This window comes from Methanosarcina flavescens (assembly GCF_001304615.2).
Classification (GTDB): domain Archaea; phylum Halobacteriota; class Methanosarcinia; order Methanosarcinales; family Methanosarcinaceae; genus Methanosarcina; species Methanosarcina flavescens.
The window spans coordinates 834,354-856,965 of record NZ_CP032683.1 but is presented as its reverse complement, the minus strand read 5'-3'; the positions used below and the strand labels follow the sequence as shown (position 1 = coordinate 856,965).

At 43.0% G+C, this 22,612-nt stretch carries 19 protein-coding genes; 9 read left to right on the top strand and 10 right to left on the bottom strand.

Annotated features, from left to right (window positions below):
• Positions 1 to 161: 161 nt before the first annotated feature.
• Genes AOB57_RS03735 through cdhA form a run of 4 tightly spaced genes read right to left on the bottom strand, consistent with a single transcriptional unit; the run spans position 162 to position 5,351 of the window.
• Entirely contained in the window at positions 162 to 923 is a 762-nt protein-coding gene (locus tag AOB57_RS03735) for an ATP-binding protein (RefSeq protein WP_054300092.1), read from the bottom strand.
• A gap of 56 nt (positions 924 to 979) precedes the next feature.
• Positions 980 to 2,398, bottom strand: a complete 1,419-nt coding sequence (gene cdhC, locus AOB57_RS03730; protein ID WP_054300091.1) for a CO dehydrogenase/CO-methylating acetyl-CoA synthase complex subunit beta — start codon at positions 2,396 to 2,398, stop codon at positions 980 to 982.
• A gap of 23 nt (positions 2,399 to 2,421) precedes the next feature.
• The gene (cdhB, locus tag AOB57_RS03725; RefSeq protein WP_054300090.1) at positions 2,422 to 2,934 is read right to left on the bottom strand and encodes a CO dehydrogenase/acetyl-CoA synthase complex subunit epsilon; all 513 of its coding nucleotides are present in this window, start codon (positions 2,932 to 2,934) and stop codon (positions 2,422 to 2,424) included.
• A 2-nt stretch (positions 2,935 to 2,936) separates the two neighbouring features.
• Positions 2,937 to 5,351 carry a CO dehydrogenase/acetyl-CoA synthase complex subunit alpha gene (gene cdhA / locus AOB57_RS03720; RefSeq protein ID WP_054300089.1) on the bottom strand — a complete coding sequence of 805 codons (2,415 nt, stop codon included), beginning with the start codon at positions 5,349 to 5,351 and terminating at the stop codon, positions 2,937 to 2,939.
• Positions 5,352 to 6,881: 1,530 nt separating this feature from the next.
• Here cdhA and AOB57_RS03715 point away from each other — a divergent pair.
• The 3 genes from AOB57_RS03715 to AOB57_RS03705 all read left to right on the top strand — a co-directional run bounded on the left by AOB57_RS03715 (position 6,882) and on the right by AOB57_RS03705 (position 8,957).
• Positions 6,882 to 7,505: a rhomboid family intramembrane serine protease gene (locus AOB57_RS03715; RefSeq protein ID WP_167829533.1), complete on the top strand. Its 624-nt coding sequence runs from the start codon at positions 6,882 to 6,884 to the stop codon at positions 7,503 to 7,505.
• Positions 7,499 to 7,918 (top strand): hypothetical protein, encoded by a 420-nt coding sequence (locus AOB57_RS03710; protein ID WP_054300088.1) that lies wholly within the window; start codon positions 7,499 to 7,501, stop codon positions 7,916 to 7,918. Before AOB57_RS03715 ends, AOB57_RS03710 begins: the two co-directional genes overlap by 7 nt.
• Before the next feature lie 439 nt (positions 7,919 to 8,357).
• On the top strand, positions 8,358 to 8,957 hold the full coding sequence (locus AOB57_RS03705; RefSeq protein ID WP_054300087.1) for a TIGR00288 family NYN domain-containing protein: 600 nt from the start codon (positions 8,358 to 8,360) through the stop codon (positions 8,955 to 8,957).
• A 37-nt stretch (positions 8,958 to 8,994) separates the two neighbouring features.
• On the opposite strand, the gene AOB57_RS03700 is transcribed toward AOB57_RS03705, so the two are convergent.
• The 6 genes from AOB57_RS03700 to AOB57_RS03675 all read right to left on the bottom strand — a co-directional run bounded on the left by AOB57_RS03700 (position 8,995) and on the right by AOB57_RS03675 (position 14,701).
• Complete coding sequence (locus AOB57_RS03700; protein ID WP_054300086.1) at positions 8,995 to 9,972, bottom strand: methanogenesis marker 12 protein; 978 nt, start codon at positions 9,970 to 9,972, stop codon at positions 8,995 to 8,997.
• Positions 9,973 to 9,995: 23 nt separating this feature from the next.
• The gene (locus AOB57_RS03695; RefSeq protein ID WP_054300085.1) at positions 9,996 to 10,349 is read right to left on the bottom strand and encodes a DUF2103 domain-containing protein; all 354 of its coding nucleotides are present in this window, start codon (positions 10,347 to 10,349) and stop codon (positions 9,996 to 9,998) included.
• Between the two features lie 278 nt (positions 10,350 to 10,627).
• Entirely contained in the window at positions 10,628 to 11,065 is a 438-nt protein-coding gene (locus tag AOB57_RS03690; protein ID WP_054300110.1) for an ACT domain-containing protein, read from the bottom strand.
• Between the two features lie 295 nt (positions 11,066 to 11,360).
• Positions 11,361 to 12,665, bottom strand: coding sequence for a phenylacetate--CoA ligase family protein (locus AOB57_RS03685; protein ID WP_054300109.1), 1,305 nt, complete (start codon positions 12,663 to 12,665; stop codon positions 11,361 to 11,363).
• Between the two features lie 538 nt (positions 12,666 to 13,203).
• On the bottom strand, positions 13,204 to 14,211 hold the full coding sequence (locus AOB57_RS03680) for a DHH family phosphoesterase (protein WP_054300083.1): 1,008 nt from the start codon (positions 14,209 to 14,211) through the stop codon (positions 13,204 to 13,206).
• 136 nt (positions 14,212 to 14,347) lie between these two features.
• A complete protein-coding gene (locus AOB57_RS03675; protein ID WP_054300082.1) occupies positions 14,348 to 14,701 on the bottom strand; it encodes a prefoldin subunit beta in 354 nt (117 codons plus the stop codon).
• Between the two features lie 520 nt (positions 14,702 to 15,221).
• Between AOB57_RS03675 and AOB57_RS03670 the strand changes: the two genes are divergently transcribed.
• The 6 genes from AOB57_RS03670 to AOB57_RS03645 all read left to right on the top strand — a co-directional run bounded on the left by AOB57_RS03670 (position 15,222) and on the right by AOB57_RS03645 (position 22,593).
• A complete protein-coding gene (locus tag AOB57_RS03670) occupies positions 15,222 to 16,295 on the top strand; it encodes a M42 family metallopeptidase (protein WP_054300081.1) in 1,074 nt (357 codons plus the stop codon).
• 371 nt (positions 16,296 to 16,666) lie between these two features.
• The gene (locus AOB57_RS03665) at positions 16,667 to 18,157 is read left to right on the top strand and encodes a (R)-citramalate synthase (protein ID WP_449405493.1); all 1,491 of its coding nucleotides are present in this window, start codon (positions 16,667 to 16,669) and stop codon (positions 18,155 to 18,157) included.
• Positions 18,158 to 18,439: 282 nt separating this feature from the next.
• Positions 18,440 to 20,203 (top strand): acetolactate synthase large subunit, encoded by a 1,764-nt coding sequence (locus AOB57_RS03660; protein ID WP_054300079.1) that lies wholly within the window; start codon positions 18,440 to 18,442, stop codon positions 20,201 to 20,203.
• On the top strand, positions 20,203 to 20,688 hold the full coding sequence (ilvN, locus tag AOB57_RS03655; RefSeq protein ID WP_054300078.1) for an acetolactate synthase small subunit: 486 nt from the start codon (positions 20,203 to 20,205) through the stop codon (positions 20,686 to 20,688). The genes AOB57_RS03660 and ilvN overlap by 1 nt, the downstream gene beginning before the upstream one ends.
• 284 nt (positions 20,689 to 20,972) lie before the next feature.
• The gene (gene ilvC, locus AOB57_RS03650; protein WP_054300077.1) at positions 20,973 to 21,980 is read left to right on the top strand and encodes a ketol-acid reductoisomerase; all 1,008 of its coding nucleotides are present in this window, start codon (positions 20,973 to 20,975) and stop codon (positions 21,978 to 21,980) included.
• Positions 21,981 to 22,050: 70 nt separating this feature from the next.
• The gene (locus tag AOB57_RS03645; RefSeq protein ID WP_054300108.1) at positions 22,051 to 22,593 is read left to right on the top strand and encodes a nitroreductase family protein; all 543 of its coding nucleotides are present in this window, start codon (positions 22,051 to 22,053) and stop codon (positions 22,591 to 22,593) included.
• Positions 22,594 to 22,612: the final 19 nt, after the last annotated feature.

Genomic DNA, 22,612 nt, shown 5'->3' with positions numbered 1-22,612 from the left:
ATAGCAGGGTTTGCGGCGGAAATGACACCTGCTCCGTTATTTATGGATTTTGATATTTATCAGGCCTTTAAACAGGCAAAGAATCCTACTTTTTTCCGGTATGGTTTTTGCAAGTCTAAAGATCCAAAAGAAAGGACTAAAGATCCAAAAGAAAACTGGGATCAGAATCCCAGTTTCTTTACTATACTTTCAATTTCGACTGCAGCAATTGAATCATCCGGTATTTCAAAGAGAGGTATGCCTTTTATATCCATTTCCTCGATTTTAGGGTCGAGCGGGATCATACCTATCATATTAAGTTTCAGATCCTCTGCCAGTTTGATTAGCTCTTCTTGGTTAGCATCTGTAACCTTGTTTGCAATAACGTGAATTCTTCCGATATTTGAGTCCAGTTCGTCTACAAGCTCACGAATTCTTTCCGCAGTCCTGAATCCTCTTCTTGAGGCGTCAGTTACGACGATGAGATCATCGATATCCCTGATAATTTTTCGGCTAAAGTGCTCAAGTCCTGCTTCCGCATCAATGATAACCACATCATAATTCATGATCAGTTTATCCATTATGCCTCTTAGCAGATTGTTTACATAGCAGTAACATCCCGAGCCTTCTGGCCTACCCATAACCAGGAGATCATAACCAGGCATTTCTTCAATGATCTCATAGACCTTGCTCTTAAGTACCGATTCTTTATTCATATCGGGATTGTCAGGCCTTGGTTTTGTAATTTCAGCCTGTAAATACTCTTTTGCATCTCCGACAGATTTTACATCCTCACATCCAAGGGTCTCAGGCAGGTTAGTATCTGCATCTGCATCTATTGCCAGCAGAAACTTCCCTTTTTTGGAAAGGTAGCGGATCAGAAGAGCCGCTACTGCTGTTTTACCAGTCCCACCTTTTCCCGTTATTGCAATTACTCTCGTCACAGAATACCCCTTTTATATTGTTTTTCCGTTTCAGGCTATTGCCTGTTGTCACTCAATTATTTCTTTTCCTTCTTTTCGCTGATGATCATCCTGTCGATCGTAATCTTTGCGTTCTTGAAGGTCAGTTTAATTCCACTGGCTCCTCCGGACATCATCGGCATTGCTGGCATTGCTGGCATCTGGAAGCCTGCTGCTGGCATCATCATTGGAGCTGCTTCAACAGCTACTTCCTCTTCTCCCTCTTCCTCTTCTTCTTCCTCTTCTTCTGCAGCTGCCCAGTTTGCTACAACCGGGTGGTTCTTCTCCTGTAGGAAAGCTTTCAGGGACTCAATGTCCGTTGCATCCTTTTCTGTTGCAATCTTATCCTTTATGTCTTCAGGAATGGCTTCATCGATATTTTCCTTGAGCATTGACGGCAGCCATACAACTCTGTTCCATCCTCCATCAGCCTGGATGAACTTGGGGGAGTAGAAGTAGTTGACACCAATACCCAGGAATCCCACGATCTGCTTTCCACCGCCTGTCTGACCAGCCATTGTTGAGAAACCAAGGCCGTTCGGAGCCATTCCCTGATATTCTCTGTTAACCCAGCCTATACCATCTACTTCAGGGATATAGAAGCCGACTACTTCGAAACATCCGCAGGATGTGTGAGGAGCATCGAAGAATGAGTGGAGTTTAACCTTTTCGTACTCGCCACTTGAAAGTTTCTTGGCAACTTCGTTTACTCCTGAGTATTCACCTGTGTTGGCATCGAGGAGTTCACCCTTGTCAATTGAGAACTGTGGGCCTTCTGGATCCACTTTTGCTGCTGCACGGCCGTCAAACCAGTTGATTGCACCACAGAGAGAAACTCTGTCAGGGGAAACTACACAGACGTTTGTTGGAGCAAAGGACTGGCAGAGTGTACATCCGTAGAATACATCCACATCTTCGTCGTGCAGGTCTTTCGTCCTGGCATCTCTTGCCTTGAAAATCTCCTTTGCTTCTGTCATCTGCTTTTCGACTTCAGCCTGGTCGGTATAGAAGGTCACCTGCATCTTCTCGATGAAAGGCAGTTCTGTCTTGAAAAGCATCATGACAGCCTTTCCGAAAGGCTCGAGTGAGTCCAGCTTTGCAGCTGTATCCTTGGAAATCCTCATCCAGACATCGTACCTCTGGTTCAGGTGCATAATGCCCTGGCAATAGTTAATGAAGTCGTGGACACGCCTTTCGATGACAGACTCAAGGTCAGGCTCTACAAGTTCTCCGCCGACGTTGAAGATCATTGCCCAGGGGTAGGTTTTTCCCTCTTCCATATCCTTGAGGTCGGGACCGACAATTGTAACCTTGTCATCTTCGATCTCATCCATAGGCTTTGCACGGACAAGCTCAAGACCAAGTGACTTCGGGCCACCGAGTTCTACGAACATTCCTTCCTTTCTTACTCTCTCTCCTTCAAACATTGGGGAAATCTCAAATGGGAATTCTGCCATTAATTTCGCCTCCTAAATTAAATTTATAAAAGGTCAATTACCTCGTCCAGTGCTGCAACATGATCTGCCTTGCTAAGGTTTCCGAAGGACATCGTTGCATTCTGGATGTAATTCCTGTCTATTGAAATTGCTTTTACGTCACTGAAGTTCTTAGTTGCTGATAGTACCTGGTTGATGTAATACTTCTTGTGGCCCAGGAGAATTATTGTATCATAGTTCCCGTTGCCATCAAGCCCTGGCCAGTTGGGGTCGGTCAGGTAGAAGCCAAGCTGGTGAAGGTTGATGTACTTGGCATTGACATCCTTGTCCACAAATCCTGGCATTGAGGTACCGGTTGCTGCAATTGCGATGTTCTTTGCCTTTGCAATCTTCACTGCGCGGTCAAGAAGTTCAGGGTCGAGAACTCCAGTGCCTACCACGAGAAGTGGTCTCTTTGCCTTTGAGATCAGCTTGGCGGCAACTTCCGTGGTTATAGCCTTTGAAGTCTTTACACCATAGCTGGTAAACAGTTTGGTGTTCTTAGTAGTGTCAACCATCTTCAGGCCTCCTTGCAAAGTCTCTTAAGGTTAGTTGGCTGCGAAGAGACATCGAACTTAATCTTCGGGCCGGAAATGATCTTCTTCTTCTTCCAGTCGATCTCCCATCCGTGCTCGGCTTCAAGTATCTTCAGGAGTTGTTCACGCTTGGAGAGAGGCAGGTCAGCTTCGTGCCTGACAAACTTCCACCAGTCATCCGGCATAACACCAAGATACTTCTCGCTTAGTTCTATCCAGTGGGTGAGCTTGATAGATCTGCCCATGTTGTTGTCAGACGGACGGATACAGTTCTTTGCCAGCATAACACAGGCTTCCTGCCAGGTTTCTGCAGTGGTAAGGAGGAACTCCGGAGCTGGTGGAATAGCCAGTTCTGAACCGTTTCTGCTGTCGTAAACCTTCCACTTGTTCTCATCATAGGTCTTTGCGATCAGGGCTCTCCTGTATTTACCGCTGTGAGGACCGACTATTGCAGGAATACCAAACATGTTACATCCGGTACCGATAGCTGCTGCCTTCTGAGAGTATGCACCCCATGCAAGTCCTACTGCACCGATACGGTTGAGTGTATAGTCTGCAATCTCGGCAAGGTTGCCTGATAGGTTTCTGCTTGCAAATATTGCAGCAACCTTATGACATGTAGCCGAAATGTGAGCGTTCGAAACACATGATCCGGTGTTAAAGATATTACCTCTCTCGAATCTGCCCGGGAATCTCTCATAGAGGGTCTTGCCGTCAGCATCCTTGTACATGCCAATATCCATTGCAGAACATCCGGAAACTGCAACAATGTAATTCCTATTAAGGAATTCTTCTGCGATGTTGTAAACATCCCTAGAACCTGCAGGATAGTTGGCACATCCAATGATTGCAATAACACCAGGTGTCGTACCCATAACCAGGTTCAGGCCTTCTGCCCTAATCTCTGGATCGCTTACCTGACCTCTTCCGGCTCTTACAAGACCATTTTCTTCTGCAATGGCCTTCTGGGCAGCTTTCTCAATCAAGTTCAGGACGGGGATTTCCTTGTTGCAGACCTGCTCACATCTGCGGCAACCTACACAAAGGTCATGCAGTTCTTCCAGAGCAGAGTAGTCTCCTCCCTTAGCTACTGCAATTGCTGCAGGGATTTCTAGCTCTTCTGGGCATGCAAGTGCACATTCTCCACATTCTACACATTTGGACACGAGGACTTTCATTTCTTCGTCTGTGGGGATGGCTGAGAGCCCTTCGGCTTCACGGATTGGAGCCATCTTCAGAGCGACTTTTGGCACAAGTTCTCCCAGTTTTTCATAATCCAGCATCACACAGCCAGGGATCTTACCACTTACCAAGTCTTCTACGATTGCATCTACATCATCATTGGTCCTGTCTTCCAGACCGTACATGATCTTTTCGTTGGATGCAATAATTGGAATCTTGAGTTTCTTTCCTTCTTCTACGAGGTCTGCTCTTACGCACTGCTCGTCGAGAACGACCACATCCGGAATTCCGGAGCGTACGATCTTCAGTTCCTTTGAAATGGTACCGACAATCTTTGCATAGGGGGCTTTCCGGTCTTCTCTCTTGTACCTGGTCATATCAAATGCAGTACAACAGAGACCTCCGATTTCCATCTTGTCATCAAGGCCATTCTCTTCCATGTAGTCCATGATGTAGGTGACACCGGCAACGTTGTGTCCAATGGCAATAATAACTGGCTTTGAAGCATCAATTGTTCCCATGCCGGTCTCAACAAGAGGAGCTTCGGGATCGGATTTCGGGAAGCCGAGTGCAGTAACCTGTGCAATATCGGAAACTTCCATACCTACATGGTCAAGATATCCGGCCATCATTGCCTTGTTATCATAGTCAATTGCTGCTGCTTCCTGTCCTGCGTGTACAGTTGCAAGTAACTGGCCCAGCTCTTCCTCGACATACTCCATTATAGGTTTGAGGTCGTCAAGGGTCTTCGGCTGCCGACCTGTGACAAGCTGAATATTGGGGGCAATGACATTTGAAGCTCCCATGTTAATCGGCATATCTCCGCCAAAAAGGTCAATAATGTGATCAAGCAAGTGGCGGCCATGGGCACTGTGACATGCACAGCCTGTGAGGCAGCGCAGGAAGAACTCTCTTGCAGCCTGACCTTTCATATCAAGACCACAAGCACCTCTCTTGTTTCCTTCCAGGTTACACGGTCCAAAGGTACAGTAGCAACACTGATCACACATGGGGGTGTAAACCGGCTCATAGCGGTCAAACAGTGTAAAACTCCAGTCCCTTAATGTAGCGATTGAGGGGAAGGGGGTAGGACCCATAGGACCTGCTTCTTCTGCTTTTTCGGCAACCTCCTTTGCTGCACCTACAATGTTATTAATAGTGATCTGAACGGATTCCAGATCTTCTATAGAAAAACTCCCGGTAGTTAGTTTGCTCATTTGAGCTTTACCTCCTAAATTTGTTTAAAGTCGACTTCACCAAGACGATTGCAATTTATATTATTCGGCTTATTCTTCATGATTATAAATTATGTATCTGCCGTCTCCTTTAAAGTTACAATCGTTTAAATAATGCTTCTCTGATAAAATGCTTTTAACTATTTCTTCCAACAATTAAGCATTTTATCAGCGTTTTTTTCAAATAGAACCGTTTTTAGAGGGAATATTTCTTTGTAAAGTCGTTTTTAGGGCTTTAACACTCTTCAAAACCTTTTTTACGCCCTTTTCTTCTCAAAAAAAACCGTTTTTACCAGCGATCGAGACCTCAATCCTAAGACGGGGTCGCTACCGATGGATAATAAACACTAATTAAATGTCTTAACGTACCAAATCTATATAACATTTTCTAATTTGTAGCATGCCATTTCGAGAAGGGTAAAATGGAATATTCGAAATCGGTATACTCTAAAAACTTATTTAATCCCGTTATACAAAAACTAAACTTGAGGCTTTAGATGCTGGTTTTCTATTAAGATTCTATGCAGTGCTGATAATTTCTTTTTTAGTGTTACTATTTCTTACTAATTAGTCTTTTTATTCACTTGTAAAACAAAAAATTCTATGAATATTTGTTACCAAATAGTAGTCTTATCCTTAAACAAAACTTATCGTTTAGGAGAAAATATAATTTTAAATTATATTTCAAATTTTATAATTTTATAATCAATAAATAAATGGAAAATTATTTATAGGCTTAGCAGTACCATGCAGCTTTACACTGTAAATGCCGTAAACTATTTTTCGTTTTTTCAAGAAAAGAATAAATATAATATTCTCATTTAAATATTAATTAATATATTTTCCAAATTAAATAATGTATATTTCAATTTAAATGAGATTTACCACGTCTTGAATGATCTTATCTGAATACATCCGTTCTTCACTTGATCACTCTTGAATAAATCTTACCTGGATATATCCATTCTTCACTTGATCACTCTCGGATATCTCTGCCTCTGGGCAAATCTATCTTGAGTTAATCAGTTCTTGAATAAATCCACATATGGACACATCTATTTTTAAACTGATTTTCCTGAATAGGTCTGTTCCTGAAATAATATAATGTTTCTTCAAAAATTAAGTTTCTAATCCATCTTTAAGCTTTAAGCTTCGGATTTATCTCATTGAAAGGTTTAAATGAAGAGAAACCTGCTTGTTAAACGTAAAAACTCTTAAAATAGAATTCCATAATTAAGGTGAGCATCTAAACCAGTGTATCCGGAATTCACAGGCTTCTTAGAGCACTTAGCTTATAAGCTATTAAATTCTAGTTCATAAATCAATTAAAATGAGATTACTGGATCTTAAATGACATTACTGAACCATTTTGAGCTGAGATCACTTTATCTGGGTTGCTGTTGAGGTAGTCTTATTGCCTCATATTATTGCACTTTTATATTAACTAAATCGGGAGAGAAGTAGGAAATATGTTTGAACTTAACGTATCTTATATTCCTGGAGGTGGAAAGTGTGGCGGGTAAAAACTCTATTCTGGCAAGCCCAACGATAGTAATCATTATTCTCTGCACACTTTCATTCTTCTTGGAGATGATTCCGAATATAGGTTACTTCTATGTAAGCGCTTTTCAATTTGACCCTAATTTTCTCGTGACAAGACCCTGGACACTTGTCACATACATGTTTTTACATACCAGTTTATTGCATCTTTTATTCAATATGCTTGTCCTGTACTTCTTCGGGACTGCACTCGAGACACGGGCCGGAAACAGACAGCTTCTGGCAATCTTTTTCACTTCTGGGATTCTGTCAGCAATAGGGTACACCTTTTTAAGCGGGCCAATTTTCAGTATCTCACCTGGCCCGATGATTGGCGCAAGCGGAGCGATCTACGGAGTCTTTGCAGCTCTTACAATGCTTGAGCCGGATATCCGCGTCTATGTCTACTTTATCCCAATGAAGTTAAAACATGCTCTTGTGCTTTTTGCTCTCTTTGACTTCCTTATGGCTGGCTCATCAGATATGATAGCCCATACAGCCCACCTTAGCGGCCTTTTTGTTGGTCTCTATATGGGACTTCGTATTAAGAAGATTCAAGAAAATGCTGCAAAATACAGATACATCGGCAGGTGGTAAATCTGGGAGAAGATAACCTTCTCGAGAGTACATATTATCCAAGACCCGAGCCTGGAGAGAAAATCCCTATTCAGGTGTTAAATTTCAGGAGGCTATTTGCAGCCTGGTCTCCTGAGTTGAAAAAGACTTTATACTTCGAAAGACCGCCTGAGGATGAAAACCTTAAAAGGTTAAGGGAAATTGTTCTTCTCCAGGTCTACGACTGGCTTGCAGGTAGGGAAGGATTGATTGAGCTTAATGACACAGAATTTGAACAGTTTATGCGAGTTTATGAGGCTTTTCTAGAGAAACTCGGAGAAATCCAGTACTTAAGGCGTAAAAAAGGACGGAAAACAGAAAATCTCTTTGAACTTAAAGAATCTCCGTATGTCATCCGGGAAGTAAAAAAAGGGCCTTTCTCCGATAAATTATAATTCTATAAATTATATACTATATTTTTATAAGTCAGAATTTTTGTCCTGACGGAATTTTCTTCCCGTTTTTTTTGCAGGAAAAGTCTCCAGTTTATCAGCCTATTAATTTACATAAGAACAAAGTTACAAACTTTGATTGCCTTAGTATGCAAATGTTTTACTACAGAATTTGATTGCCTTAATATGCAAATGTTTTACTACAGAAAAGCAGATATTAGTATTAACCGATTTATGCAAATTGCGGTACTAGAATTTTAAATCTTAGAGATTCGGAACTTTGAACCCCAAAAGTAGTAGTTGAGCCATTAACTCTCATCGGCGGATCGGAGGGCTGCTAGAAACGTAGCTTTTCCCCAAAACTGGCGATGTGCAGTCATATAGCGCAAACAAATAATGAGTACAGGTTCCGTGAACTGCAAAATCACAGAGGACATTGATAATGAAACCTGTAAAAAGCGGAATTGATTCCATCTCAAAATACCTCCGCTCGAAAAAAGAAATTGGCAGGCGGAAAATAGGACTTCTAGTGGATGGTCCGAACATTCTCAGAAAAGAATTTGATGTAAATCTCGAGGAGATAAGGGACGTCCTCAAAGACTATGGAAATATCAAAATCGGGCGTGTTTTCCTAAACCAGTACGCCTCTGACAAGCTTGTGGAAGCTATCGAGAATCATGGGCTTGAGCCTATAATCTGTTCCAGCGATGTTGATGTGCGCCTCGCAGTAGAGGGCATGGAGCTAGTACATAATCCCAACATTGACACCCTTGCAATCGTGACTAGGGATGCTGACTTTAAACCGCTGCTGAACAAAGCAAACGAACACGGCAAAGAGACTATTATTTTCGGGGTTGAACCCGGTTTTTCCACAGCTCTCAAAAATTCTGCGGACTATGTTATTCTTATGAAGAAGGATAAAATGAGCAGTTATGATGACTCTGATGGAGTGGGCTCAGGTGAAGGAGGAGTTGATGCAGCGGAATACCAGGACAGCATTTATGAAGGGTCCGTAGATAAAACCTGTGTAGAAAAGACCTGATTTATACTGCTCTTTTATAATATTCCTTTCCTGCTTTTTAAGGATAACTGACGTCTACGCCAAGGATACTTTTTTCTCCAGCAAAAACATCCCTCGCTATTTCAGCACAGCCTATTGCAGCGTGCCACTTTCCGAGACACTGGCATTCCTGCCCCAGATGCGCGCGGATTTTTTTCTGTACATATTCGAACTCCCCTACTGATCCTGCAAGAAAGATCTCTCCAGTTGCCTCATAGCTCTTAAGAAGAAGCTGCATTGAGGTAATTTCCATAGCTGCAAACAATGCAATTGTATCAAGGGCAAGAAGGGCGGGACCTTCTTTTTTTCCGGCCGCACTGAGTAATTCTTCCCTATCTTTGTACGGGGTCATTTTTAGAGTTCCTGCTTCTACAAAAGCCTGGTTTGCAGTGCAGTATCCATTATCCACATTCCTGATTGCTTGCAGATCAAGAGGGCCGTGATGGACGCCTGGAGCAAATATGCAGGCATCAATTGCACCAACGACCTTACCATCGGCAACGGCAAGGGTAACAGTGTTTGAGCTTATGTCGGAAACTACGAAATTCTTATAGCCAAGGCAGAGGATATGGTAAGCAATTCCTAGTTTCTCCGGGCTTGTGAGGTGGGAAAATACCTTCATTCTGGGGTCCACCTTGCTCTCAGCATGAAGACCGGGAATTGCTATCGACGGAATTCCTGAGTTTCGGATGGCATCAAAAATCCTTGTGCCTCCACCGGTTTTTTTTCCAGCCCCTTCTATGCTTTTGAGCCCTCTTCCTTCCAGGCTTCTTACATCCTTAATTGCGGAAAAGCCGTCTCCCATTGAGTACGTTAGTGCAATCAGGTCAATTGTCTCACATCGGACTTTAAAATTCTCCTCGATCGAAGTCAGAATCTCATTTTCGGACATGGCAGCTGCCTCAGCCCTCCCAAGCTCAAAGGTCAGAACCTTTTCCCCTTCTATCAGAGCAAAACGCATTGCAGTTGTGCCGTGATCAATCCCTATAAACGCCAATTATTTGTCTCTCCCTTAACGCCTCAGAGGGCAGCTCTTAAGATTCCATTGAGTTCGTTCATAATTCTGTCTCCCTCCTCTGCGGTCCCGACTGTTGTTACTAGTCTTATTTCCTGGAAACTCCTGCCTTCAGAGAGCAATAGCCTCAAGTTCCCTCTTACATCCGCACGCAATACTTTTCCGGTCAAACTTCCTCCTGCAATGCCTTTTACGGAAATCACGGACGGAATTACCTTTTTTACCTCAGGGTGCTGGCTTACCAATTTTACAAGCCTTTTACCAGCTCTTCCCCCGATAATTGTTGTATGGACTCCACCAAGCTTATTTCTTGAGGGGTTTTGTGTGTTTTCTTGTAAATTAGTTTTATTTTCCGCCATTATAGTCAAACCGGTAACCTATTCTTCTGGCAATTTTTTTTGCTTCTCTTATTTATTCTTTTTTATATTTATTCTGTATATCCAGTTATTAGGTTAGAATCTCAAAAAGGTCTTCACAGGCTATAGATTTCATATTAAAGTTTTGTCCTGATGCCAGAAGCTGTAAAAAGAGCTGTTCCAGAATCGTGAGAAATATGTTTATTTGATTCTGGATCATTCCGTTATTTTCTCCTCTAAAAATTACTTTCTTCTCTGGAAAATCCGGTTACAAATTAAAATCAGATCTTTTCAAGCTCCTTCATGCTTATGAGCTTGATATTCTCTTTCTCAAGCGTTTTAATTGCTTTTTCGATGTCATTTACCCTGACTATTAAAAGGGCTTTCTGCTCCCTGGTAACAAAAGCATATGCATAGTCAATATTAATCTTGGCTTTTCCGAATATTTCCGCAATACGGGACATGCTGCCGGGCACATCCTCCATTTCGATCCCCAGCACGCTGGTTTCAGATACAGTAAACCCTGCATCATGGAGTACACTGTGCGCATAGTCGGATTTGTCCACAACCATGCGGATTATCCCGAAGTCTCCGGATTCAGCAATGGTAAACGCCCTGATATTTATGCCGGCACTTTTTAATTTGCCTGCAACATTTGCAAGTCTGCCAGGCTTATTTTCCGCAAAAAGGGAAATCTGCTTTATAATTTTATCTTCCATTCCAGCACCCATGTCCTTATATTGCTTGTTCTTATTTTCTCTTGCTTTCTTTTTTAATCTTTTTACTGGAGTATAATATATGTCTTATGCATCTTTTAAGTTTGCGTGCAGTTTCCATGTTATAACCAGGCAATTTATTTCACATATGGTAACTTTATCTCATATTCAGTAATTATTCCCGCAACTCTTTTTTATATCTGACTCTCCTTTCTATAAAAATTCTGAGATACCTGAGCCAAAAAGGAAAACTTGCAGAGTATTTCCTCCTGGTTTTGTTTTCGATCTCCAAAAGCTCTCAAATCTTTCGTTTGTCAATAACTTTCTTTGATTTTCCTTCTGAGCGAGGCAGCGAGCCATGTTCCACCAGCTCCACCTCAACCGCAAGATTAAGTACGCTTTTCAACGCACTCGAAATCCTTCTTTTAAGTGCCATCATGTCTGACATCTTATCGCTGAAAGCCGACTCATGCATTTCAATCTGAACCTTCATCGAGTCAAGGGGACCAATCCTGTCTACAATAATCATGAAATGGTTTCCGACTTCAGGAATCTTCATAAGGACCGATTCTACCTGTCCTGGGAATACATTGATTCCGCGCACGATAATCATGTCATCCGAACGGCCGCTTATGCGTGCAATTCTAGGATGGGTTCTTCCGCAGGGGCAAGGCTCTGAAAACTTTCTTGTAAGGTCCTTCACCCTGTAGCGGATAAGGGGCATGGCTTCTTTAGTAAGAGTCGTGATCACAAGTTCTCCGCTTTCTCCGTCAGGGACAGGTTGTCCTGTCTCCGGGTTAAGGATCTCAACAAGGAATTTGTCTGCCCAGATATGAATCCCGCGCTGTTCCGAGCATTCGGTAAAAAGAGGGCCGCTCATTTCCGAAGTCCCGTAAATATCATACGCTTTTATTCCTGACTCAGCTTCTATGCGTCTCTTGAGTTCCGCGGACCAGGGTTCAGCTCCGAAAAATCCCATTTTTAATTTCGTGTCGCTTCTGAGACTGATATTTAATTTTTTTGCGGTCTCTATCATATAAAGGAAGTAAGAAGGCGTGCAGGCTATAGCAGTAACATCAAGGTCTCTCATCAATTCAAGCTGGCGTTCGGTATTTCCGGAACTTGTAGGAAGGACGGTTGCACCAAGCTTTTCACTTCCGTAATGGGCACCGAGCCCACCTGTAAAAAGCCCATATCCGTAACTTACCTGAAGAATATCATTTTCCCCCATTCCCACAGAAGTAAATCCTCTCGCAAGGGATTCAGCCCACTCTTCAATGTCATGCTGGGTATACCCCACCACGGTCGGTTTTCCTGTTGTACCCGATGAAGCATGGAATCGGACTAGTTCTGTATTAGGGACGCAAAACATACCTGTTGGATAGGTGTCTCTGAGATCCTGCTTAACTGTAAAAGGTAACTTTCTAATGTCATCAAGAGTCTGGATGTCTCCCGGTTTAACACCATGTTCGTCAAACCTTTTTCTATAGAAAGGAGAGCGCTCATACACATAATGTACAAGTTGTTTCAACTTTTCTTCCTGCAACTTTTTTAAATCATCTACAGGCATTGTCTCGATTTCAGGATCCCAGTATTCTGGCATTTTTTTCACACTCTGTATACCTTGTAATTGGGCTCTTAATCTCATGCCCAATATTTTCTAGCTTGCTTTTTGTATATATATCTCATTTCATGTCCCTTCAAGGCCATGCTTAAGTCCTTGTTCTCTCTTCTCTTTTTCTTGTCTTCTTATTCCGGACTCTCAATATCTTCAGTGGATATATTTCCGGTAAGTATAATAGGAAGATTAAGCTGGACTGATTTTGAAGATTAAGCTGGATTCTTATATAAATATTAGCTGTAAGGCTGAAAAAAATTTTAAACAAACCCTGAAGGTTAATTGCATAAGGAGAAAAGTTTTTACCGGCAAACCCTTTATGAGTCCCGAATGGCACGGTAAATTCATTCATTGCAGGTAAATTGTAGAAATTACAGGTTCCGATACTTTGAGGGTGACCAGAATTTGAAGTTTGTGCTGGAGTACAGTTTTTAAAATATATTCTTAAGTGTAATTTTCTGAAGAATGTTCTGGAGTATAATGTCTTAAATTGCCTTTAAGCTATGATTCGTTCACTTAAAAGTCATTCATCTTCGAACTCGTCGATTTCATCCTCACAAGATATTTCTGTTGACTTTGCCCCAAGTGAGGCTTCAAGGATTTTCTTTGTTCTTTCCCTGCACTTATTCAGCACTTCTTTCATGTCTGCAATAACGTCAATTCCGGCAGCTCCTGAATGTCCGCCGCCTGTGCCGTTGTATTCGCTACTTATATCTTCCATTAGCTGGCCAAGGTTAACTCCGGAGTTTACAGCATCACGCTTCGCTCTTGCACTCACTCTGACACTCTCACCTTTGGCTGTGCCAACGAAAGCAATATCTGCTCCGATATTAATTAGCATGGAAGATGCAGAACCCCCAAAAGAGCTGACATGGGAGGATGCTATAAGCATATCCTGTACTCTATCGAGCTCGACGCGGCTGGCGGCTTTCAGGATAGCTATCCGCATGGAGATGTCCTGTGGAGTGGCAGCCATAAGGTCGAGCACTTCCCCATACTCGACACCGCTGTCCTCAATAATTTTTGCCACTGTTCGGAATGTGTCTGCAGATGCATGTTTGAAGTGACCGGTATCAGTAACTATTCCTGTAAGCATCCCAATCCCCACACGCCGGTTAATCGGGGCTCCCATTGCTTTTAAGATATTGTAAACTATTTCTACGGTAGAGGTACTGTTCCTGTGCAGGTAAAATTCGGCATTTTCTGTTAGAGCTGTGGTTGTATGGTGATCAATTACGCAATACCTTGTAAGCTCCAGGTCATTCAACTGCGCTTTTGTCGAAGTATCAACCACAACAACAAAACCGTAATCAGCAGGATTGGGTTTATCCACAACTTCAATCCCGAGTCTATCTATAAGCACAGAAGCTACACGGTTGCATCCATCCACAAGTCCGATAGTACCTCCGATAGCTTCTGATAGGGCAAAAGCACTGCTAATTGCATCCGGATCTGCGTTCCGATGGCACAAATACAAAATGTTTTGATAGTCAAGGAGCCGGTTGAAAAACTCCGCTTCATCAACTTCCATTGTCCACTCTGGCTATCGTTTTTATAGGCATTGATCTCCCTGGATTCAAGAACTTTGGGATTCCGTTGATTTCTATGTGAGTTTAACAAAGCTATACTTTATTTCCTGTTCCATATGCGGGAACAAAAGAACAAAATTATTGTGCTTTGGTACCCAATGCCTGCTGGACTTGCTCCTGAAGCTGTTTAAAGCGAGTTGTGAGCCTTTCTTCCTGCCTGGAAATGGACTGAAGCCTGAGTGAAAGTGTCTCTTCCCTGTCTTTCAGTTTTGTAATAGACTCCCCTTTGCTCGTTCTTATTACCAGCTCTCCTACATTGCGATAGACTATTGCATCGTCAGTGAGCCTTTCCAGCTCTTCAAGAGCCATCTTGGACTCTTTCTGCATAGCCTCAATCTGTGATTTTTGCATCGCCAGAGACTGGATCTGCTGCTGGATCTGCTGAAGCTGTGCAATCTGGTTCTGAACTTGAGGGGGTAATTCTGTACTCATATTATTTTCACCTGAGTCCTCAATAAACCTGAAGGGATTTTAATGTTTCTGTCCTTGCAGTTTCTGAAAAATCTCCTTTCGTCACCTGGAATTAATCTGGAGCCTCAATTGCTAATAACTTAAATAATAGGTTAGCCTTAATAGGCGGACAGTATAATTATTCTTGAGTAGAATGATCTTATTAATCCTAATCAGAGAATTTAATAAAAATTGTCTGGGAGAAAGTAATTATAAAATTCTCTGTAGATATATTATAAAATTCACTTAGCAAAAAATTACTTTAAAAATTATTTAATAAAAGTGGTTTATCAAAAAATGGTTTAATATAAGGTTGTTTAATAAAAATCGTTTAACAAGAAAATCGTTTAACAAGAAAAATCATCTAATAATAACTTATTTAACAGAAATTTATTAACAAAGGATAATCATGGGTAATTATAACATTTCCATTAAATTACAATTAGTCTCATTAAGGTCGATTTGAACTTTAAATTAGCTGATATACAGGAGATATTAGAAAATGGAAGAAGATGGAAATTTTAGAGAAATAAAATCTCTGCTTGAGAAGTTTACAAACGCTCATGGAATCTCAGGTTTTGAGCATGATATCAGGGAACTCCTCAAAAAGGAACTTGAGCCTTATGTTGACACTATACGAAAAGACTGCATGGGAAACCTTATAGCTGTCAAAAATGGAGAAGGCCCTTCTATAATGCTAGCTGCCCATATGGACGAAATCGGGCTCATGGTCAGATATATTGATGATAACGGCTTTCTCAGATTTGTTGGAATTGGGGGATGGTTTGACCAGACTCTTCTTAACCAGAGGGTTATGGTTCACGGGAAAAAAGGTTCGATTCCGGGAGTTATCGGGTCCAAACCCCCTCATGTAATGAAAGATGAAGACAGGAAAAAGCCTGTAAAGCTTGATGATATGTTCATCGATATCGGGGCAAAAGACAGGGAGGATGCTGAAAATCTTGGAATCGAGATAGGCACAACAGCTTCAATCGATCGGGATTTTGTATCCCTGGCAAACGGAAAGGTAACTTCCAAGGCCTTTGACGATCGTGCAGGCCTCGTGATCCTTATTGAAGTTATGAAGCGGCTTTCCAAACATAAAATTGAAGCGAATGTCTTTGCCGTGGGTACTGTTCAGGAAGAAGTAGGGTTAAAGGGTGCAAAAACCTGCGCTTTCGGAGTTTGTCCGGCTATCGCACTTGCCCTTGATACAACTATTCCTGGAGACCATCCCGGAATCACTAAAACTGATTCTTCACTTGAACTCGGGAAAGGCCCTGTAATTACCGTAGCCGACGCGTCCGGAAGAGGTCTTTTAGTTCATCCACAGATACTTAAGTGGCTTAGAGAAACCGCCGCTGAAAATAAGATTCCCTATCAGCTTGGAGTCGGATCAGGAGGCACGACCGATGCAACCTCAATACACCTCACAAAGGAAGGTATCCCTACAGGCACGGTTAGCATCGCCACCCGATACATCCATTCCCCTGTTGAAGTCCTGGATATGGCAGATATTGAAGCATGTGTTTCTCTGATAGTAAAAGCAATAGAAAACGTAGGCAAGTATTTTTAAGCCCTTTCTTTCAAATTTTTCTCTCTTATTTTTCTTATTTTTCTTTTGTTCTAAATCTTTCTGAGTAATATGAAAAAAATGGAATACGTAATAGACAGATGATTTTTCTTCTTTTTTCAAATTTGGCATATTGTTAACTGGAAACTAAAAATACTATGATCTACTATTGAAGAAGAGTTTTCAGAGAGCTACGGCAAAAACTTGGAGATCTTCCTGAAGAAGTCGTATTCCTGAGAATAAAATATATGTAATTTGTATAATAATTAAAAGCTGCAAAATAGGACATAATATTATAATATAATAAGTATATTATCTGAATATTATTTCCTATATTGTTGATGAATCTATATTAATAAAACAAATACTGAGGGATTATATTATTCGAAAACATCCGCTTTCTGGACACTACTTTGAGAGATGGTGAACAAACACCTGGCGTTGCCTTGACAAGGGATAAGAAGCTCTTAATTGCCCGGGCTCTTGACGAAATGGGAGTCTCGATAATTGAAGCCGGTTCTGCGATCACTTCCGAAGGTGAAAGAAATTCCATCAAGGCTGTTACAAACGCAGGGCTTAACGCTGAAATTTGCAGCTACTGCAGGATTGTAAAGTTCGATGTTGACCGTGCTCTTGAGTGTGACGTTGACTCTATCCATCTTGTAGCACCTGTTTCAGACCTTCATATAAAGACAAAAATCAAAAAGGATCGGGATGCAGTACGGCAGATCGCAGCTGAAGTAACGGAATATGCCAAGGATCACGGCCTGATAGTGGAACTGAGCGGAGAAGATGCTTCGCGTGCAGATCCCGATTTTCTAAAGGCTGTTTATGCCGATGGAGTTGATGCAGGCGCTGACAGATTATGTTTCTGCGATACTGTAGGCCTTCTGGTACCTGAAAGGACGACTGAGATTTTCCGGGATCTATCTTCGTCCCTGAAAGCCCCTATCAGCGTTCACTGCCACAACGATTTCGGGTTAGCGACTGCAAACACGATTGCTGCGCTTGCGGCGGGGGCAAAACAGGCCCATGTAACTGTAAACGGGTTAGGAGAAAGAGCTGGGAATGCATCTCTAGAAGAAGTAATAATGAGCCTGGAATGGCTCTATAAGTATGATACCGGCATTAAACACGAGATGATCTACAGGACTTCAAGGCTTGTAAGCCGGCTTACAGGTATTCCAGTGTCACCCAATAAGGCTCTTGTAGGTGGGAACGCATTTACTCACGAAGCAGGTATCCACGTTCACGGTCTTCTGGCCGATAAGGCAACCTATGAGCCTATGAGTCCCGAATATATCGGAAGGCAACGCCAGATCGTGCTAGGAAAACATGCAGGGCGGAGTTCGATTTCCCTTGCCTTAAAGGAAATGGGACTTGAGGCTGATGATGTTCAGACCGAGGAGATTTTCAACAGGGTTAAGCAGATGGGCGACCAGGGAAAATACGTAACCGATGCAGACCTGCAGGCTATAGCGGAAACCGTGCTCGATATTTATAGAGAACCTCTCGTAAAACTGGAAGAATTTACCATTGTATCAGGAAACCGGGTGACTCCAACGGCATCTATAAAGCTCAATGTAAAAGACAAAGAGATAGTACAGGCAGGAATCGGTAATGGGCCTGTAGACGCCGTGATCAACGCCATCAGGAGAGCGGTAAGTTCCTGTGCAGAAGATATCATTCTCGAAGAATATCATGTAGACGCAATTACTGGCGGAACCGATGCCCTTGTTGAAGTAAGGGTAAAACTTTCCAAGAACGGAAAAGTAATTACCGCAAGCGGTGCAAGAACTGACATTATCATGGCTTCCGTAGAAGCCGTAATGAACGGTATGAACCGCCTTATACGGGTCGAATGATTCCAGAAAGATGCACTTTAAGAACTTCTCAGGAGGACTCTTATGTCCTCTCTCTTTTTCCTGCTGTAGAAATTTTAAAATAGCATACCGCTGGCATTTCTGGAGTCAGGAGAAAACTTTATCCATATATAACATGATCGATTATGATGTATTTGGAAAATTCATAACGAAAGCATATCAGAGATAAGTATTTCTGATAGATACACCCTTACTGGAAACGGACTCACCTAAGGATGAGAGTCCAGTTAATCTACGTTCAATTAGATAAATAGGAGTTAAATAATGACAACCGGGTCAACAGAAAAAGTTAATGGCGCAAGGGCTCTGATAAAGTGCCTGGAAGAAGAAGGGGTTGACACCATCTTCGGATATCCAGGAGGGCAGATCATTCCCTTCTATAACGAACTTTACGATTCAGATCTGCGCCATATACTTGTGCGCCATGAACAGGCAGCAGCTCATGCTGCGGACGGGTACGCCCGTGCTACTGGAAAGACCGGGGTCTGTGTTTCTACTTCAGGTCCCGGAGCAACCAACCTGGTAACAGGCATTGCTACCGCATATATGGACTCAGTACCTATTGTAGCCTTAACAGGCCAGGTTCCTACTTTCCTGATAGGTAACGATGCTTTCCAGGAAGCTGATATTACGGGAATTACCCAGCCCATTACCAAGCACAACTACCTCGTACAGGATGCAAAGGAACTCCCAAGAATTGTAAAAGAGGCTTTCCATATTGCTTCTACCGGAAGGCCTGGCCCGGTATTAATTGACCTTCCAAAGGACGTACAGAATGCAGAGATTGAATTCTACTATCCTGACAAGGTAGAACTTAGAGGATATAAACCGACTTACAAAGGCAATATCCAGCAGATCAAACGAGCCGCCGAAGAAATAGCAAACTCCTGCATGCCTATAATTTACGCAGGCGGCGGAGTGATAAGTTCTAATGCCAGCTCCGAGCTTATAGAACTGGCCGAGACAATCTGTGCTCCGGTTACCACCACTCTTATGGGAATCGGGTCAATTCCGACAGAACATCCCCTGTACGTCGGGATGCTCGGAATGCACGGGAGCAAATATGCAAACTATGCTGTCCAGGAATCCGATCTAATTATTGCTGTGGGCGCTAGGTTTGATGACCGTGTGACAGGGAAACTCGAGTCTTTTGCTCCCAATGCCAGGGTTATTCATATTGATGTTGACCCTGCAGAGGTCTCCAAGAATGTAAAGGTTCATGTTCCAATTGTTGGAGATGCAAAGCAGATACTGAAATCTCTAAATAAATATATTAAACGTTGCAATTCCGAGGCATGGCTTGAAAAAATAGACCACTGGAAAAAAGAGTATCCTCTTACCTATAAACAGATGTCACCTGATGTTATAATGCCTCAGTTTGTTATCGAGCAAATTTCAGAGGCATGCGGGGACGCAATTATAGTTACCGAAGTCGGGCAACATCAGATGTGGGCTGCCCAGTACTTTAAGTATAAAAAGCCCCGCACTTTCATCACTTCAGGCGGGCTTGGCACAATGGGCTACGGTTTCCCTGCAGCTATAGGCGCAAAGGTTGGGAAACCAGATAAAACCGTTATCAATATTGCAGGCGATGGCTCTTTCCAGATGAACTCTCAAGAGCTTGCAACTGCAGTCCAGAACGATATTCCGGTTGTTTCAGTGATCCTGAACAACGGTTATCTGGGTATGGTCAGGCAGTGGCAGGAGCTGTTCTATGACAGGCGGTATTCTCACACCTTCATCAAGGGCAGTGTAGATTTCGTGAAGCTTGCTGAGGCCTACGGAGCTCTGGGCCTGCGCGCTGAAAAACCGTCCGAAGTAAGACCTGCAATTGAAGAAGCTGTCAATTCTGGCAGGCCTGCTGTTGTTGAAATCGTTGTTGAGTGCGAAGCAAATGTTTATCCTATGGTGCCGGCAGGAGCTGCAATCAACGAGATACTTGACCCAGAAGAGCATGCAGACACTTCATGTGCCATGCCTGACCTGTGCACTGCAACTGATAGGATTCTTGACCTGGAGGAACACTGATGAAACACACACTTGCAGTCCTTGTGGAAAATAAGTCTGGAGTCCTCTCCAGAGTGGCTTCGCTTTTCTCAAGGCGTGGATTCAATATCGACAGCCTGGCTGTAGGAGTTACCGAGGACCCTGATATCTCCAGGATGACTATTGTGGTCCAGGGGGACGACCATGTGCTCGAGCAGGTCACAAAACAGCTTAACAAGCTCGTGGATGTTATCAAGGTCTCGGATATCGGGGGCGATGATTCCGTAGAAAGAGAACTCGCCCTGATTAAGGTAGCTGCAGATGTAAGCACACGAGCCGAGATCATTCAGATTGCTAATATTTTCAGGGCAAGGATAGTAGACGTGGCTCCAAAATCCATGACTATCGAGGTAACCGGGGATGAAGCCAAAATCGAGGCAATCCAGAAACTCTTCAGGCAGTTCGGGATTAAGGAAATGGTCCGGACAGGTAAGATTGCCCTGGTTCGCGGCCCAAAGAAGGTTTAAATATTAAGGGCAGGTAATGAAAGGTAGCTGCTTAATTATTTTCCACAGATTGGGGTAGCCGGAAACGATTTAAAACCCCCAGTGGTTTCCTCAAAGGGATGCCTGAAATCTCAGGCATTTCCTGAAACTAAAATGCTGCCCCTCTCCGAAGAAAGCAACTTTTTGAGAATGTACTTAAAGAAACTCAGTTCTCATGGAAGCAAGTTGATACCATAATGGTATACTTCCTGGGAAATATAAGGAGTTTTACTCAAAAACTGAAGAATTCATCAGGAGAATCAAGTATGGCAACGATAATCTATGATAACGAGACTACTTTTGATGCACTTAAGGACAGGACTATCGCAATAATGGGCTATGGAAGCCAGGGGCACGCTCATGCTCTGAACCTCCACGAGTCAGGGCTTAATGTCATTGTTGGGCTCAGAAATGGAAGTCCAAGCTGGGCAAAAGCTGAGGCTGACGGCCTGAAAGTGATGTCTGTGGCGGAAGCAGCAAAAACTGCAGATGTTATCATGATCCTCCTTCCGGACGAGAAACAGGCTTCGGTTTACTACTCTGAAATCGAGCCAAATCTGAAAGCCGGGGATGCTCTTGCTTTCGCACATGGCTTCAATATCCACTATAACCAGATTGTCCCTCCGAAGAGCATTGATGTTTTCATGGTCGCTCCCAAAGGGCCTGGTCATATCGTAAGAAGAACCTATACCGAAGGTATTGGAGTGCCAGGCCTGATTGCTGTCTATCAGGACGCAACTGGAAACGCCAGGGAAATCGCTCTTTCTTATGCCAAAGGTATCGGTGCAACGAGAGCAGGTGTTTATGAGACAACCTTCCGTGAGGAAACCGAAACCGACCTTTTCGGAGAACAGGTTGACCTCTGCGGAGGACTCTCAGCTCTTATCAAGACCGCTTTTGAGGTGCTTGTGGAGGCGGGATACCAACCCGAGATGGCTTACTTCGAAACCTGTCACGAAGTCAAGCTCATTGTGGATCTTATCTATGAAGGTGGGCTTGAGAGGATGTGGCACTCCGTTTCCAATACCGCAGAGTATGGAGGCATGACCGTCGGTCCCAAGATCATTAACGAGCAGTCCCGCAAAGCCATGTATGAAGCTCTGGAAAGAATCCAGAATGGTGAATTTGCCAAGGAATTCGTGCTCGAAGGAATGGTCAACCACCCTGTACTCAAAGCAATGGAACGCCAGGAAAAGGAACATCAGCTTGAGGTAGTCGGAAAGCAAATTCGCGCAAACATCCCCTGGCTCAATAAAAAGATTGATGACGACTGATTTTTTGCAGATAGTTTCAGACAGAAAATTCATTAATCTGGAAGTAGAAAATGGAATCCGGAGGGAAATAATGGCAATAAAAGGAGAATGCAAAGTCATTGACACTATCCTTAACAGGCGGAGCGTCCGGGAGTTTACGGACAAACCCATCAGCAAGGAAGATATCAACACAATCCTTAATGCAGGCCACTGGGCTCCTTCCGGATTGAATAACCAGCCCTGGCGTTTTATTGTTATTCGAGACCGAGAGACTATCCATAAGCTCTCGGAATGTACGCATTATTCCGGTATAGTTGCAGGGGCTCCTCTGCTTATTGCCGTTTTTCTGGATACCGAAAATTCGTACAACAGGACGAAAGATGTCCAGGCGATAGGAGCCGCAATCCAGAACATGCTCCTTGCCTCCTGCGATCTTGGCCTTGGCGGAGTCTGGCTTGGAGAAATTCTGAACCAGAACGAGAAAGTCAACTCAATTCTCGACTGCCCTTCAAAACTTGAGCTCATGGCAGTGCTCGCAATAGGGGACCCCGTCCCAAAAGAGAGAACTTCAACCCGCAAGCCTCTTTCCGAAATCGTATTTGATGAGAGGTATGGGCATAAATGGGAAGAATAATTATTCCTGCCGTAAAACT